Annotated in this window: 12 protein-coding genes; 9 read left to right on the top strand and 3 right to left on the bottom strand. The window is 43.3% G+C overall.

All coding sequences use genetic code 11. The features are described 5' to 3' along the window. Positions 1-8 precede the first annotated feature (8 nt). The gene (gene sdaAB / locus HMPREF2766_RS09160) at positions 9-680 is read right to left on the bottom strand and encodes an L-serine ammonia-lyase, iron-sulfur-dependent subunit beta (RefSeq protein WP_000555868.1); all 672 of its coding nucleotides are present in this window, start codon (positions 678-680) and stop codon (positions 9-11) included. 241 nt (positions 681-921) lie between these two features. On the opposite strand from sdaAB, the gene HMPREF2766_RS09155 reads away from it, so the two are divergent. From HMPREF2766_RS09155 to mnmG, 8 genes are all read left to right on the top strand, one after another. Further along, a complete protein-coding gene (locus HMPREF2766_RS09155; RefSeq protein ID WP_070569463.1) occupies positions 922-1518 on the top strand; it encodes an aggregation-promoting factor in 597 nt (198 codons plus the stop codon). 278 nt (positions 1519-1796) lie between these two features. Then, the gene (locus HMPREF2766_RS09150; protein WP_070569460.1) at positions 1797-2603 is read left to right on the top strand and encodes an ABC transporter substrate-binding protein; all 807 of its coding nucleotides are present in this window, start codon (positions 1797-1799) and stop codon (positions 2601-2603) included. A gap of 15 nt (positions 2604-2618) precedes the next feature. Continuing rightward, positions 2619-3815 (top strand): argininosuccinate synthase, encoded by a 1197-nt coding sequence (locus HMPREF2766_RS09145; protein WP_000031904.1) that lies wholly within the window; start codon positions 2619-2621, stop codon positions 3813-3815. A 27-nt stretch (positions 3816-3842) separates the two neighbouring features. Continuing rightward, positions 3843-5234 (top strand): argininosuccinate lyase, encoded by a 1392-nt coding sequence (gene argH, locus HMPREF2766_RS09140; RefSeq protein WP_070569457.1) that lies wholly within the window; start codon positions 3843-3845, stop codon positions 5232-5234. Between the two features lie 369 nt (positions 5235-5603). Further along, complete coding sequence (gene mnmA / locus HMPREF2766_RS09135) at positions 5604-6725, top strand: tRNA 2-thiouridine(34) synthase MnmA (protein ID WP_001282946.1); 1122 nt, start codon at positions 5604-5606, stop codon at positions 6723-6725. Positions 6726-6865: 140 nt separating this feature from the next. Next, complete coding sequence (locus tag HMPREF2766_RS09130; RefSeq protein ID WP_000193648.1) at positions 6866-7321, top strand: NUDIX hydrolase; 456 nt, start codon at positions 6866-6868, stop codon at positions 7319-7321. Between the two features lie 8 nt (positions 7322-7329). After that, entirely contained in the window at positions 7330-7761 is a 432-nt protein-coding gene (locus tag HMPREF2766_RS09125) for an NUDIX hydrolase (protein WP_000989469.1), read from the top strand. After that, on the top strand, positions 7751-9664 hold the full coding sequence (gene mnmG / locus HMPREF2766_RS09120; RefSeq protein WP_070569454.1) for a tRNA uridine-5-carboxymethylaminomethyl(34) synthesis enzyme MnmG: 1914 nt from the start codon (positions 7751-7753) through the stop codon (positions 9662-9664). Before HMPREF2766_RS09125 ends, mnmG begins: the two co-directional genes overlap by 11 nt. A 36-nt stretch (positions 9665-9700) precedes the next feature. Here the strand turns inward: mnmG and rnjA are convergent, their stop codons facing one another. After that, complete coding sequence (rnjA, locus tag HMPREF2766_RS09115; protein ID WP_070569451.1) at positions 9701-11380, bottom strand: ribonuclease J1; 1680 nt, start codon at positions 11378-11380, stop codon at positions 9701-9703. Between the two features lies 1 nt (position 11381). After that, entirely contained in the window at positions 11382-11615 is a 234-nt protein-coding gene (locus HMPREF2766_RS09110) for a DNA-dependent RNA polymerase subunit epsilon (RefSeq protein WP_000639585.1), read from the bottom strand. Positions 11616-11852: 237 nt separating this feature from the next. On the opposite strand from HMPREF2766_RS09110, the gene HMPREF2766_RS09105 reads away from it, so the two are divergent. Next, positions 11853-12062 carry a hypothetical protein gene (locus HMPREF2766_RS09105; RefSeq protein WP_000407020.1) on the top strand — a complete coding sequence of 70 codons (210 nt, stop codon included), beginning with the start codon at positions 11853-11855 and terminating at the stop codon, positions 12060-12062. Positions 12063-12529 lie beyond the last annotated feature (467 nt).

Here is a 12529-nt window from a genome sequence, read left to right as displayed (position 1 = left end):
GTTTCCTCCTACTTAAAGAAATTGACATTATGGAGATGAGGGATTTTTCGGATTTCTTCAATCGCCTCTTCGCAACTTCGACTATCGACTTCGATAATCATAATGGCTTTTTCTCCAGCTTTTTCTCGAGTCACATTCATCTGCGCGATGTTGATATCGAAACGAGAGAGGGCTTCAGTAACATGGGCAATCATACCTGGAACATCCTGATGTACGATGATAATGGTTGGTGTGTTCATGTTGAGAGAGACAGCAAAGCCGTTAAGTTCCGTAACCTGGATATTTCCCCCACCAATGGAAATTCCTGTCACACTGATGGATTTGTGTTCATTCTTCACAGTAATTTTAGTGGTGTTAGGATGAGGAGCGTTGCTATCTTTCTGAATGGTCCAGACAATCTTGATACCACGTTTATGGGCAATCTCTAGGCTATTTGGAATGTCGGGATCGTCCGTATCCATACCTAATATACCAGCGACGAGAGCAAGGTCGGTTCCATGACCACGGTAGGTTTTGGCAAATGAATTAAATAATTGGAATTCGACTTCTGTCGGCGTATCGTCGAAGATAGAAGAGACGATTTTTCCGATGCGAACAGCTCCAGCAGTATGGCTACTTGATGGGCCAATCATAACTGGTCCGATAATGTCAAAGACAGATTGAAAACGAAGTGAGTGCATCTGTTTCCCCTTACAAAGATTCTTATATCTATTATATCAAAGAATGGACCTCTGCGCTTATTTCCCTTATCAAAAGCTTAAAATGATTAAAGATAGTATAAAATAAGGTCTTTTGTGACAAAAACCTCCTTAAAACGGTAAATATAAAACATTTTTGTAATATTTCTACATAAAACCGTTAAACAACGGTAACATTTAAAAGGTATCATAGATATATCCAATGGAAGGAGAATTTTTAGATATGTCATTAACAACTAAAAAAATTAAAACAACTATCGCAGGAGTAGCAGCTTTGCTTGCTTTCTTTGCTCCATCACTTGCATCTGCCCAAGAAACTGTAACTTACACAGTTAAATCAGGTGATACTCTTTCAGAAATCGCTGAGAAGTACAACACAACTGTTGAAAAATTGGCGGCAAAAAACAACATTAAAGATATTCACCTTATCTATGTTGACCAAGTTTTGGTTATCGAAGGAACAGCTTCAACTGTAGCTCCAGCGGCAACAACGGAAGAAACAGCTCCAGTAGCTACAGAAACAGTTGAAGAAGCTCCAGCAGCTCCAGCAGCTCCAGCAGCAGAAAGCAACACTGCAGCAGCTTCTACTGTAAGTGGTTCTGAAGCAGAAGCCAAAGAATGGATCGCTCAAAAAGAATCAGGTGGTAGCTACACTGCTACAAACGGACGTTACATCGGACGTTACCAATTGACAGATTCATACTTGAACGGTGATTACTCAGCTGAAAACCAAGAACGTGTAGCAGATGCCTACGTTGCAGGACGTTACGGTTCATGGACAGCTGCCAAGAACTTCTGGCTTAACAACGGTTGGTATTAAGAATAAAAGAGTCCTTTAGGGCTCTTTTTTTGTTTGTCTATAACAAAAAGTGTAAGGATCTTCTCAGTAATGCTCTGTTTGTATAATTTCGACTAAATTCTTCAAATTGTTTTAAAACTCAAATAGTATAAATAAGCTTATTATATGTAAAAATATATCATATAATAAGCTTTTTCTTGATTTAAATGAAATAAAATACAGTTTTTTCTTGACAAACGAGAATGAGAAGAGTATTATTTATACAATAATAAAGTATAAAAATAAAAGGAGGCTCTTCTATGAATAAAGTGAAGAAGGTGTTGATGACGATGTTTGGTTTGCTTATGTTTCCCTTATTATTTGCTTGTAGTAACACTCAATCCCAAGGTGTTGAAGCCATTAAGGCTAAAGGAAAATTGGTGGTGGCCCTAAATCCAGAGTTTGCTCCATTTGAATACCAGAAATTGGTCGATGGGAAAAATCAGATTGTAGGTTCAGACGTTGAGCTTGCCAAAGCCATCGCAAAAGAACTAGGTGTAGAAGTGGAGTTCTCTCCAATGAGTTTTGACAATGTACTAGCTAGTCTTGATTCAGGTAAGGCCGATCTTGCCATATCAGGTGTTTCTAAAACGGAGGAGAGAAGTCAAGTTTACGATTTTTCAATTCCCTACTACACTTCGAAAAATAAGGTTATCGTAAGAAAATCTGAATTAACGAATTACCAATCAGTCAAGGGTTTGGCTCAGAAAAAGGTTGGAGCGCAGAAAGGTTCTATCCAGGAAACTCTGGCCAAAGAAACCCTGCAGAATGCTTCACTCGTCTCACTTCCTAAAAATGGAAATTTGATAACAGATTTGAAATCAGGGCAACTAGATGCGGTTATCTTTGAGGAACCAGTGGCAAAAGGATTTGTAGAGAATAATCCAGACCTAGCCATCGCTGAGTTTGATTTTGATAATGACAAAGAAGATTCCTACGCTGTTGCGATGAAAAAAGACAGTAAGGAATTAAAAGAGGCGGTTGATAAAACCATCCAGAAGTTGAAGGATTCTGGGGAGTTGGACAAATTGATTGACGATGCTTTTAAAGCCTCTATCGAAAAATAGAAAGAAGGAAGAGAAATGAGTAAGGAAAAAGTCATTTTAGCCTATTCAGGTGGATTGGATACATCAGTTGCTATTACATGGTTAAAAAAAGACTATGATGTAATCGCTGTTTGTATGGATGTGGGTGAAGGAAAAGATTTGGAGTTCATCCATGATAAAGCTCTCAAGGTTGGGGCTGTAGAGTCTTATGTCATTGATGTTAAGGAAGAATTTGCTAATGACTATGTTTTAGTGGCTCTTCAGGCACATGCTTACTACGAACAGAAGTATCCCTTGGTATCTGCTCTGAGTCGCCCTCTTATTTCAAAAAAACTCGTTGAAATAGCTCATCAGACGGGGGCAACTACAATTGCCCATGGTTGTACAGGTAAGGGAAACGACCAAGTTCGGTTTGAAGTCTCTATTGCGGCTTTGGATCCCAATTTAAAAGTAGTTGCGCCTGTTCGTGAGTGGAAATGGTCTCGTGAAGAAGAAATCCAATATGCCAAAGAAAATGGCGTCCCAGTTCCTGCTGACCTTGACAATCCTTACTCTGTCGATCAAAATCTTTGGGGACGCGCAAATGAATGTGGTGTCTTGGAAAATCCTTGGAACCAAGCGCCAGAAGAAGCATTTGGAATCACATCTTCTCCAGAAGAGGCACCAGACAGTCCAGAATTTATTGACATTGAGTTTAGCTGCGGGGTGCCCATCTCCCTCAATGGAGAAAAGATGAAAGTGGCGGCTTTGATTCAAAAGCTAAATGAAATTGCGGGTAAACACGGTGTTGGTCGTATTGACCATGTGGAAAATCGCCTAGTCGGTATTAAGTCAAGAGAGATTTATGAGTGCCCAGGTGCTGTGACTTTATTGGCAGCTCATAAGGAGATTGAAGACTTGACTCTTGTGAGAGAAGTGGCTCATTTTAAACCTATTATCGAAAATGAGTTGTCCAATCTCATCTATAATGCCTTGTGGTTTAGCCCAGCAACTCAGGCTTTGATTGCCTATATCAAGGAGACACAGAAAGTTGTCAATGGAACTGCAAAAGTTAAACTTTACAAGGGAAACGCCCAGGTAGTGGCGCGGAAATCTCCAAATTCTCTTTATGATGAAAACTTGGCGACTTATACCAGTGCGGATACTTTTGACCAAGATGCGGCTGTTGGATTTATCAAGCTTTGGGGGCTTCCGACTAAGGTTTATTCAGAAGTTCAAAAAAATGTTGAGTAGTGACGCGATAGAAAGGGACGACAGGATATGTCGAAAAATACAAAATTATGGGGTGGTCGATTTGAAGGCACTGTGGAAGATTGGGTAGAACAGTTCGGTGCGAGTATTTCCTTTGACCAACAGCTGGCAAAATTTGATTTGATGGGCTCCCTAGCTCATGTTCAAATGCTAGGACAGACTGGCATTTTGAGCTTGGAAGAGGCAGAGCAGATCCAAGATGGTCTGCAAGCTTTGTTGCGAGATTTAGAGGCAGGAGAGCTTCATTTTGATATTGCAAATGAAGATATTCATATGAATATGGAAGTGTTGCTGACAGAGAAAATTGGTTCTCTGGCTGGGAAACTACACACGGCTCGTTCTCGAAATGACCAAGTCGCAACGGATATGCACTTATATCTAAAGGAGCAGCTTGGTCATGTCTTGGATAAGTTGGCGAATCTGAACAGTGTTTTGCTGGATTTGGCTGAAAAACATGTAGAAACCATCATGCCAGGCTATACTCATTTGCAGCACGCCCAACCGATTAGTTTTGCCCATCATCTCATGGCTTATTACAATATGTTTCAAAGGGATAGCGAGCGCTTTGCATTTAACTTGAAACATACGGACCTATCTCCCCTGGGTGCGGCTGCATTGGCGGGGACAACTTTTCCAATCGATCGTCAATTATCGAGTGATTTATTGGGTTTCCAACACCCCTATACCAATTCCTTGGACGCAGTGAGTGACCGTGATTTCATCTTAGAATTTCTATCAAATGCCAGCATTTTGATGATGCATATGAGTCGTTTTTGTGAGGAAATCATCAATTGGTGCAGTTTTGAGTATCAGTACATTAGCTTGTCTGATAGCTTTTCAACGGGTTCGTCTATCATGCCCCAGAAGAAAAATCCTGACATGGCTGAATTGATTCGAGGGAAGACAGGACGAGTTTACGGGCACTTGCTTGGACTATTGACCGTCATGAAGTCTTTGCCTTTGGCTTACAATAAGGATTTGCAAGAGGACAAGGAAGGCATGTTTGATACAGTAGAAACGATTTTAAATTCTCTGGATGTGTTGGCAGGTATGCTATCGAGCATGCAGGTTAATAAGACCAAAATGCAGCAATCCACAGAGAATGATTTTTCGAATGCGACCGAACTGGCAGATTATTTGGCTGAAAAAGGCCTCCCTTTTAGAGAAGCGCATGAAATAGTAGGGAAATTGGTTCTAGACTCTATCAAGCATGGTAAAAACATCCAAGATTGGGATTTGAAGGAGTTGCAAGCCTACCATCCCTTGATTGAAGAGGATATTTATATCTACTTGCGCCCAGAAACCGCTGTTCAGAGACGGAATTCCTTAGGAGGAACCGGCTTTGAGCAGGTGAAATACCAGATAGAACAAGCGAAGAAAGAACTTAAAGGGGAAAATTGATTCGTTTGTAAAGTAAGAAAGAGAGGCTGAAATGATTTATCAGCCTCTTTCTTGTCTTCTCCAACCAAGCGTGTTATAATGAATACTGCTCAAGCGACCTTCAATCGTGAAGCACACACGACCTTCAATCGTGAACTAGTCATTTCGTTTATCTTTTATTACGTCGTTAACTCGTCTTACCTAACTCGAGTTATGCCTGCGACTCGTTGCCTATCATATTTTCATTTTAAGATGATAGGCTAAAATGGTCTCCCAGACCATTTTACTCCTAAAAGCAAACGAAAAGACTATACTCAAAGAAATTCTATTGAAAGTCTTAGTAAATAGAATTTTGAGGGTATGAATAAACGAATAGATGGGAGACTTACCATGAGTGATAACTCTAAAACACGTGTTGTTGTGGGGATGAGTGGTGGTGTTGATTCGTCGGTGACGGCTCTCTTACTCAAGGAGCAGGGCTACGATGTGATCGGTATCTTCATGAAGAACTGGGATGACACAGATGAAAACGGCGTTTGTACGGCGACCGAAGATTACAAGGATGTGGCTGCGGTGGCAGACCAGATCGGCATTCCTTACTACTCTGTCAATTTTGAAAAAGAGTACTGGGACCGCGTTTTTGAGTATTTCCTAGCGGAATACCGTGCAGGGCGCACGCCAAATCCAGATGTTATGTGCAACAAGGAAATCAAGTTCAAGGCCTTTTTGGACTATGCCATGACCTTGGGTGCAGACTATGTAGCGACGGGGCATTATGCTCGAGTGGCGCGTGATGAGGATGGCATTGTTCACATGCTTCGTGGCGTGGACAATGGCAAGGACCAGACCTATTTCCTCAGTCAACTTTCGCAAGAACAACTCCAAAAAACCATGTTCCCACTGGGACATTTGGAAAAGCCTGAAGTTCGCAGACTCGCAGAAGAAGCAGGACTTGCGACTGCTAAGAAGAAAGACTCGACAGGAATTTGCTTTATCGGAGAAAAGAACTTTAAAAACTTTCTCAGCAACTACCTGCCAGCTCAGCCTGGTCGCATGATGACTGTGGATGGTCGCGATATGGGCGAGCATGCAGGACTTATGTATTATACGATTGGTCAGCGTGGCGGACTCGGTATCGGTGGGCAACACGGCGGTGACAATGCTCCTTGGTTCGTTGTTGGAAAAGACCTAAGCAAGAACATCCTCTATGTCGGTCAAGGATTCTACCATGACTCGCTTATGTCAACCAGCCTAGAAGCCAGTCAAGTTCATTTTACTCGTGAGATGCCAGAGGAATTTACGCTAGAGTGTACGGCTAAATTCCGCTACCGTCAGCCTGATTCTAAGGTGACAGTACATGTCAAAGGAGACAAGGCAGAGGTCATCTTTGCGGAACCGCAACGCGCGATCACACCCGGGCAGGCAGTTGTCTTTTACGATGGCGAAGAGTGTCTAGGTGGCGGTTTGATTGACAATGCCTACCGCGATGGACAAGTTTGTCAGTACATATAGATTGACAAATTTTCTCAATTTGCTACAATAATAAAAGCAATAGAAATGATGGTCAAAGCTCATGGATGTTGCAGGCTTTTTTGTCCTGCACTTCTTTGGAGTTTTGACTGTTTTTGTGTCGTTTAAGGGAAAGGATAAAAATGACTCAACAAGACTTTCGGACAAAAGTGGGAAATACGGTTTTTGGTGTTCGGGCGACAGCCTTGATTCTCCAAAATCGCAAGCTCCTAGTCACCAAAGCCAAGGGCAAGTATTATACTATTGGCGGTGCGATTCAAGTCAATGAAAGCACGGAAGACGCGGTAGTCCGTGAAGTGAGGGAAGAACTGGGTGTAAAAGCTCAAGCTGGACAGCTAGCTTTCGTAGTTGAAAATCGTTTTGAACAGGACGGTGTTTCCTATCACAACATCGAGTTTCATTACCGGGTGAATTTGCTTGAAGAAGCTCCATTGACCATGCAGGAAGACGAAAAAATGCAGCCTTGTGAGTGGATTGACTTGGATGAACTCCAGAATATCCAGCTAGTTCCAGCCTTTTTAAAAACAGCTCTACCAGATTGGGACGGTCAACTAAGACACATTCATCTTGAGGAATAGGAGAGAAAATGATGGTTAAGCTTATTGCCCATGTACTTGTTCATAGTGGTGGTGATTATTTACTCATTCAGCGTTCGGAAATTAAAAGAGGAGAACCCAACGTTTATCCAACTTACTGGGATATTCCTGGCGGCGGGGTTGAAAAGGGTGAACTTCCGCGAGATGGTGCTCTTAGAGAATGCATTGAAGAAGCGGGAGTTAGGCTAGATAGCAGTTCGCTCAAGCTTCTTCACGAAGATAGTCAACTGGATACCTCTAAGGATAAGGTTTTTACTCGCTTAGTTTATAAAGCAGAGTGGGTTGGGGAGAAGCCAATTATCAGATTAGATCCTGAAGAGCATACACACTTTAAATGGGTTACTTTGGATCAAGCTCTAGAGGAGGAGAAGTTAGTTCCTTATTTGCGAGAAATTTTTGAAAGGTTAAGAAATGACTTATAATTTTACGGAAGAATACGATATTATTGTAATTGGTGCGGGACACGCTGGGGTTGAGGCTTCCTTGGCCGCTAGCCGTATGGGCTGTAAGGTTCTGCTTGCGACTATCAATATTGAAATGCTGGCGTTCATGCCTTGTAATCCTTCTATCGGAGGTTCTGCCAAGGGAATTGTCGTGCGTGAGGTAGATGCTCTCGGTGGCGAGATGGCCAAGACCATTGACAAGACTTACATCCAGATGAAGATGCTCAACACTGGGAAAGGTCCAGCTGTTCGCGCCCTTCGGGCGCAGGCTGACAAGGAACTTTACTCTAAGGAAATGCGCAAGACGGTTGAAAATCAAGAAAATCTGACCCTTCGTCAGACCATGATTGATGAGATTTTGGTGGAAGATGGCAAGGTTGTCGGTGTTCGTACAGCGACCCATCAAGAGTATGGAGCAAAAGCGGTTATTGTAACCACAGGAACAGCCCTCCGTGGGGAAATCATCATCGGAGACCTCAAGTACTCGTCAGGTCCTAACCACAGTCTGGCTTCGATTAACCTAGCTGATAATCTCAAGGAATTAGGACTCGAAATCGGTCGTTTCAAGACGGGGACACCTCCACGTGTTAAGGCTTCTTCTATCAACTACGATGTGACAGAGATTCAGCCAGGAGACGAAGCGCCAAATCACTTCTCCTACACTTCACGTGATGAGGATTATGTCAAGGACCAGGTGCCATGTTGGTTGACCTATACCAACGGCACCAGTCATGAGATTATCCAAAACAACCTCCATCGTGCGCCTATGTTTACAGGTGTAGTTAAGGGAGTGGGGCCTCGTTACTGTCCGTCGATTGAGGACAAGATTGTGCGCTTTGCGGACAAGGAACGCCACCAACTTTTCCTTGAGCCAGAAGGGCGCAATACAGAGGAAGTTTATGTTCAAGGCCTTTCAACCAGTCTGCCTGAGGATGTACAGCGCGAGCTGGTTCATTCCATCAAAGGTTTGGAAAATGCTGAAATGATGCGAACTGGTTATGCCATTGAGTACGACATGGTCTTGCCTCACCAGTTGCGTGCGACACTTGAAACCAAGAAAATCTCAGGACTTTTCACAGCTGGTCAGACAAATGGAACGTCAGGTTACGAAGAAGCTGCTGGTCAAGGGATTATCGCTGGTATCAATGCGGCTCTGAAAATCCAAGGCAAACCTGAGTTGATTTTGAAGCGCAGCGACGGTTATATTGGGGTCATGATTGATGACTTGGTGACCAAGGGAACTATTGAACCCTATCGTCTCTTGACCAGCCGTGCTGAATACCGTCTCATCCTCCGTCATGACAATGCCGATATGCGTTTGACTGAGATGGGACGCGAGATTGGCCTTGTGGATGATGAACGTTGGGCTCGCTTTGAAATCAAGAAAAATCAATTTGACAATGAGATGAAGCGTCTAGACAGTATCAAACTAAAGCCGGTCAAAGAAACCAATGCCAAGGTTGAGGAGATGGGCTTCAAGCCGTTGACAGATGCAGTGACAGCCAAAGAATTTCTCCGTCGACCAGAAGTTTCTTACCAAGATGTAGTGGCCTTCATCGGGCCAGCTGCTGAGGATTTGGATGACAAGATTATCGAATTAATTGAAACAGAAATCAAGTACGAAGGATATATTTCCAAAGCTATGGACCAGGTTGCCAAGATGAAACGCATGGAAGAAAAACGCATTCCAGCCAATATTGATTGGGATGATATTGATTCTATCGCGACAGAAGCTCGTCAGAAGTTCAAACTCATCAATCCAGAAACCATCGGCCAAGCCAGCCGTATTTCGGGAGTAAATCCAGCAGATATTTCTATTTTGATGGTGTATCTGGAAGGTAAAAATCGTAGTATTTCTAAAACTCAAGAAAAGAAGGCATAGAGAAAAACAGCTCCGAAGATGGGGCTGTTTTATAATTTATTCTTCATCTGGTGTGAGAATCATCGGGATGATAATCGGTTCACGTTCTGTATTTTCATAGAGGAAGGGGCGAATGGCGTTGACAATGGCGCCATTGACAGATTGGACGCTGGCGTCCTTGTTTTTCAGTGCGATACGAATAGCATTGAAGAGGATGCGCTGGCTTTGGCGAATCAAGTCGCCAGACTCTCTCATGTAGACAAAGCCTCGGCTGAGGATGTCTGGGCCAGACAGAATCATCTGCGATTTGAAGTCAACAGTTGCGACTGCTAGAACGACACCGTCTTCAGATAGATCACGACGGTCTTTGAGGACGGCTGCACCGATTTCGCCGATACGATTTCCATCGACATAGATGTCTTGGGCGTTGAAATGGCCTGCAATACGAGCAGAGTTAGCAGTAAGGGCAAGCACATCACCATTGCTCATGATAAAGATATTGTCCTTCTCGACACCCGTATCCACCGCTAGTCCAGCATGGACTTTCTGCATGCGGTATTCACCGTGGACAGGCATGAAGTATTTGGGCTTGATCAAACGGAGCATGAGTTTTTGCTCTTGCTGACCACCGTGTCCAGAGGTGTGGATATTGTTAATCTTACCGTGGATGACTTCGACACCAGCTTCAGAAATGATGTTAATCAACTTGTTGACGCTAGTAGTATTTCCAGGGATTGGGCTAGAAGAGAAGATAACGGTATCGCCGGGTTGGAGTTGCACTTGACGGTGGGTTCCGTTAGCGATACGAGAGAGGGCTGCCATCGGCTCGCCTTGACTACCTGTACAGAGGATCAGAACCTCGCCTGCAGGGTAGTCTTTGATTTCATTTGGCTCGATAAAGGTTCCCTTAGGAGCTTTGATGTAGCCAAGCTCGATACCGTTGACAATGGCCTTTTCCATAGAACGACCAAAGACAGCAATCTTGCGTCCAGTCTTAACAGCGGCATCCGTTGCCTGCTGGAGACGGAAGATATTTGAGGCAAAGGATGCAAAGATGATGCGTCCTTCAATGCCTTGGATAATCTTCATGATGGACTGACCAACGACTTTTTCAGAGTTGGTAAAGGTTGGCACTTCTGCATTTGTCGAGTCAGAGAGGAGGCAGAGCACACCCTCTTCACCAAGGGCTGCCATTCGGTGCAAGTCTGCAGGTTCTCCAACTGGTGTAAAGTCGAACTTGAAGTCACCCGTACAGACGATTTTTCCTTGAGGAGTATGAATGACAATTCCCAAAGGCTCTGGAATGGAGTGAGTGGTTCTAAAGAAAGTTGCCTTGAGATTTTTAAAGGTCAACTCAGTGTTGTGATTGATTTCGTAAAGTTTGGCGTTGCGCAAGAGGCCGTGTTCTTCGAGTTTTCCACGGATCAAAGCCAAGGCAAGTGGTCCAGCATAGATAGGGACATTTGCTTGCTTGAGCAGGAATGGAATCCCACCGATGTGGTCCTCGTGTCCGTGGGTAATCAAAACAGCCTTGACGCGGTCGATATTGTCTACGATGTAAGAGTAGTCGGGGATAACGTAGTCGATACCCAGCAAGTCATCTTCTGGAAATTTAATCCCAGCATCAACGATGATAATCTCATCTTGGTATTCAATTCCGTATGTGTTTTTCCCGATTTCTCCCAGACCACCGATGGCAAAAACGCCGACTTCTTCAGGTTTAAGAGTGTAGGCCATATTAGAACTCCGTAATCTCGAAAGCGCCAGTTTCTTTTTCGTAATCTAGCAATTTGTCAGACAAGAGTTCGATAAATTCGATATTGTACTCTGGGCGATTTTCTTCGACAAGTTGGCGAGCAGCGATACGGCCCTCAAGTTCTGAGCTGGCATCGATGTCTAGGTAAAGTGAGCGTGTTGTTTCACGACGTGGGCTACGTTCTTTTGTTTCTTGATAAAAAACTTTGTAAATCATATAGTTCCTTTCTATTTACAGGTCAGCTTATTCCAAACTTTTAGCAGAGATTTGCTTGATTTCATTCCATTTTGTGTCTAGATTGACCTTGATTCGTTACAATTATTTCAATTATACCACAAAATGAAAAATTAGTAAAAGACGGAAATGGAGAAAGTCGGGAGGGGAAGGAGGAGCAAAAAGACAGGTAGGATTTGGTCGGAGAGCGCTTAGGTGTTATAATTAAAGGGGGAATCTATGGAGATAGTAGGTTTGAGGAAGAATACAGTTCTAGTTTCATTAATCGTTGGTGTAGATGGTTGGGGCAGAATGATATCTTTGAAAAAAGAAAAAGCTCTTGAGAAATCTCAAGAGCAAATAAAAAGGCTGAGACAAAACTCGGGGATTTTCCTGGAGCAGTCCAGATGGCAGCACCTCTACCTGAAGCGAATGCATCGCAACCTTTGAATGACTTGTCACCAAATCAAACTCGATCTCAGCCTTTACTTAATTCTATCATCTATGAGGCTAAGAAGTCAATCTATAAGTATAACGATGTAGACATAGCATGGAGTGGAGCGCTTACTAAAAGGTAAAGACAAGCACTTAATTTAAGAGTAAGCAAAAAGAGAGGACCAATGGTAGTCAGGGGTCTTTACAGCTCAAAGCTGAGGGCAGTCCCACACCCGTACCAGAAGTTGGTACCTTTGAACGCTCTGTCACCAGTCGCCCTATGTTATCCTCTCGATATTTATACTTTACTATAACTCACTGAGGGAATCAACTTTAAAAGCATCAAAAAGCTCCTGACCGAAGTCAAGAGCCATCTAACACTGGGGGCGAATTGTTCAATCGCAATTTCAGTTCTTTAGAAACCAAAGTTTCAGGGATAGCACTGCAACCCGAAGAGTCAGCGACTCAACCTGATTTTCCTA

Origin of the sequence: Streptococcus sp. HMSC076C08 (assembly GCF_001810825.1) — a bacterium.
Taxonomy (GTDB): domain Bacteria; phylum Bacillota; class Bacilli; order Lactobacillales; family Streptococcaceae; genus Streptococcus.
This window is presented reverse-complemented; position numbering and strand designations above follow the sequence as displayed.

What these genes read in the sequence shown, in the direction of transcription:
- mnmG (WP_070569454.1), top strand. Translation starts at nt 7,751, where the DNA reads ATGACTTATAATTTTACGGAAGAATACGATATTATTGTAATTGGTGCG.
- HMPREF2766_RS09110 (WP_000639585.1), bottom strand. Translation starts at nt 11,615, where the DNA reads ATGATTTACAAAGTTTTTTATCAAGAAACAAAAGAACGTAGCCCACGT.
- rnjA (WP_070569451.1), bottom strand. Translation starts at nt 11,380, where the DNA reads ATGGCCTACACTCTTAAACCTGAAGAAGTCGGCGTTTTTGCCATCGGT.
- HMPREF2766_RS09155 (WP_070569463.1), top strand. Translation starts at nt 922, where the DNA reads ATGTCATTAACAACTAAAAAAATTAAAACAACTATCGCAGGAGTAGCA.
- HMPREF2766_RS09125 (WP_000989469.1), top strand. Translation starts at nt 7,330, where the DNA reads ATGATGGTTAAGCTTATTGCCCATGTACTTGTTCATAGTGGTGGTGAT.
- argH (WP_070569457.1), top strand. Translation starts at nt 3,843, where the DNA reads ATGTCGAAAAATACAAAATTATGGGGTGGTCGATTTGAAGGCACTGTG.
- HMPREF2766_RS09130 (WP_000193648.1), top strand. Translation starts at nt 6,866, where the DNA reads ATGACTCAACAAGACTTTCGGACAAAAGTGGGAAATACGGTTTTTGGT.
- HMPREF2766_RS09145 (WP_000031904.1), top strand. Translation starts at nt 2,619, where the DNA reads ATGAGTAAGGAAAAAGTCATTTTAGCCTATTCAGGTGGATTGGATACA.
- HMPREF2766_RS09150 (WP_070569460.1), top strand. Translation starts at nt 1,797, where the DNA reads ATGAATAAAGTGAAGAAGGTGTTGATGACGATGTTTGGTTTGCTTATG.
- HMPREF2766_RS09105 (WP_000407020.1), top strand. Translation starts at nt 11,853, where the DNA reads ATGGAGATAGTAGGTTTGAGGAAGAATACAGTTCTAGTTTCATTAATC.
- sdaAB (WP_000555868.1), bottom strand. Translation starts at nt 680, where the DNA reads ATGCACTCACTTCGTTTTCAATCTGTCTTTGACATTATCGGACCAGTT.
- mnmA (WP_001282946.1), top strand. Translation starts at nt 5,604, where the DNA reads ATGAGTGATAACTCTAAAACACGTGTTGTTGTGGGGATGAGTGGTGGT.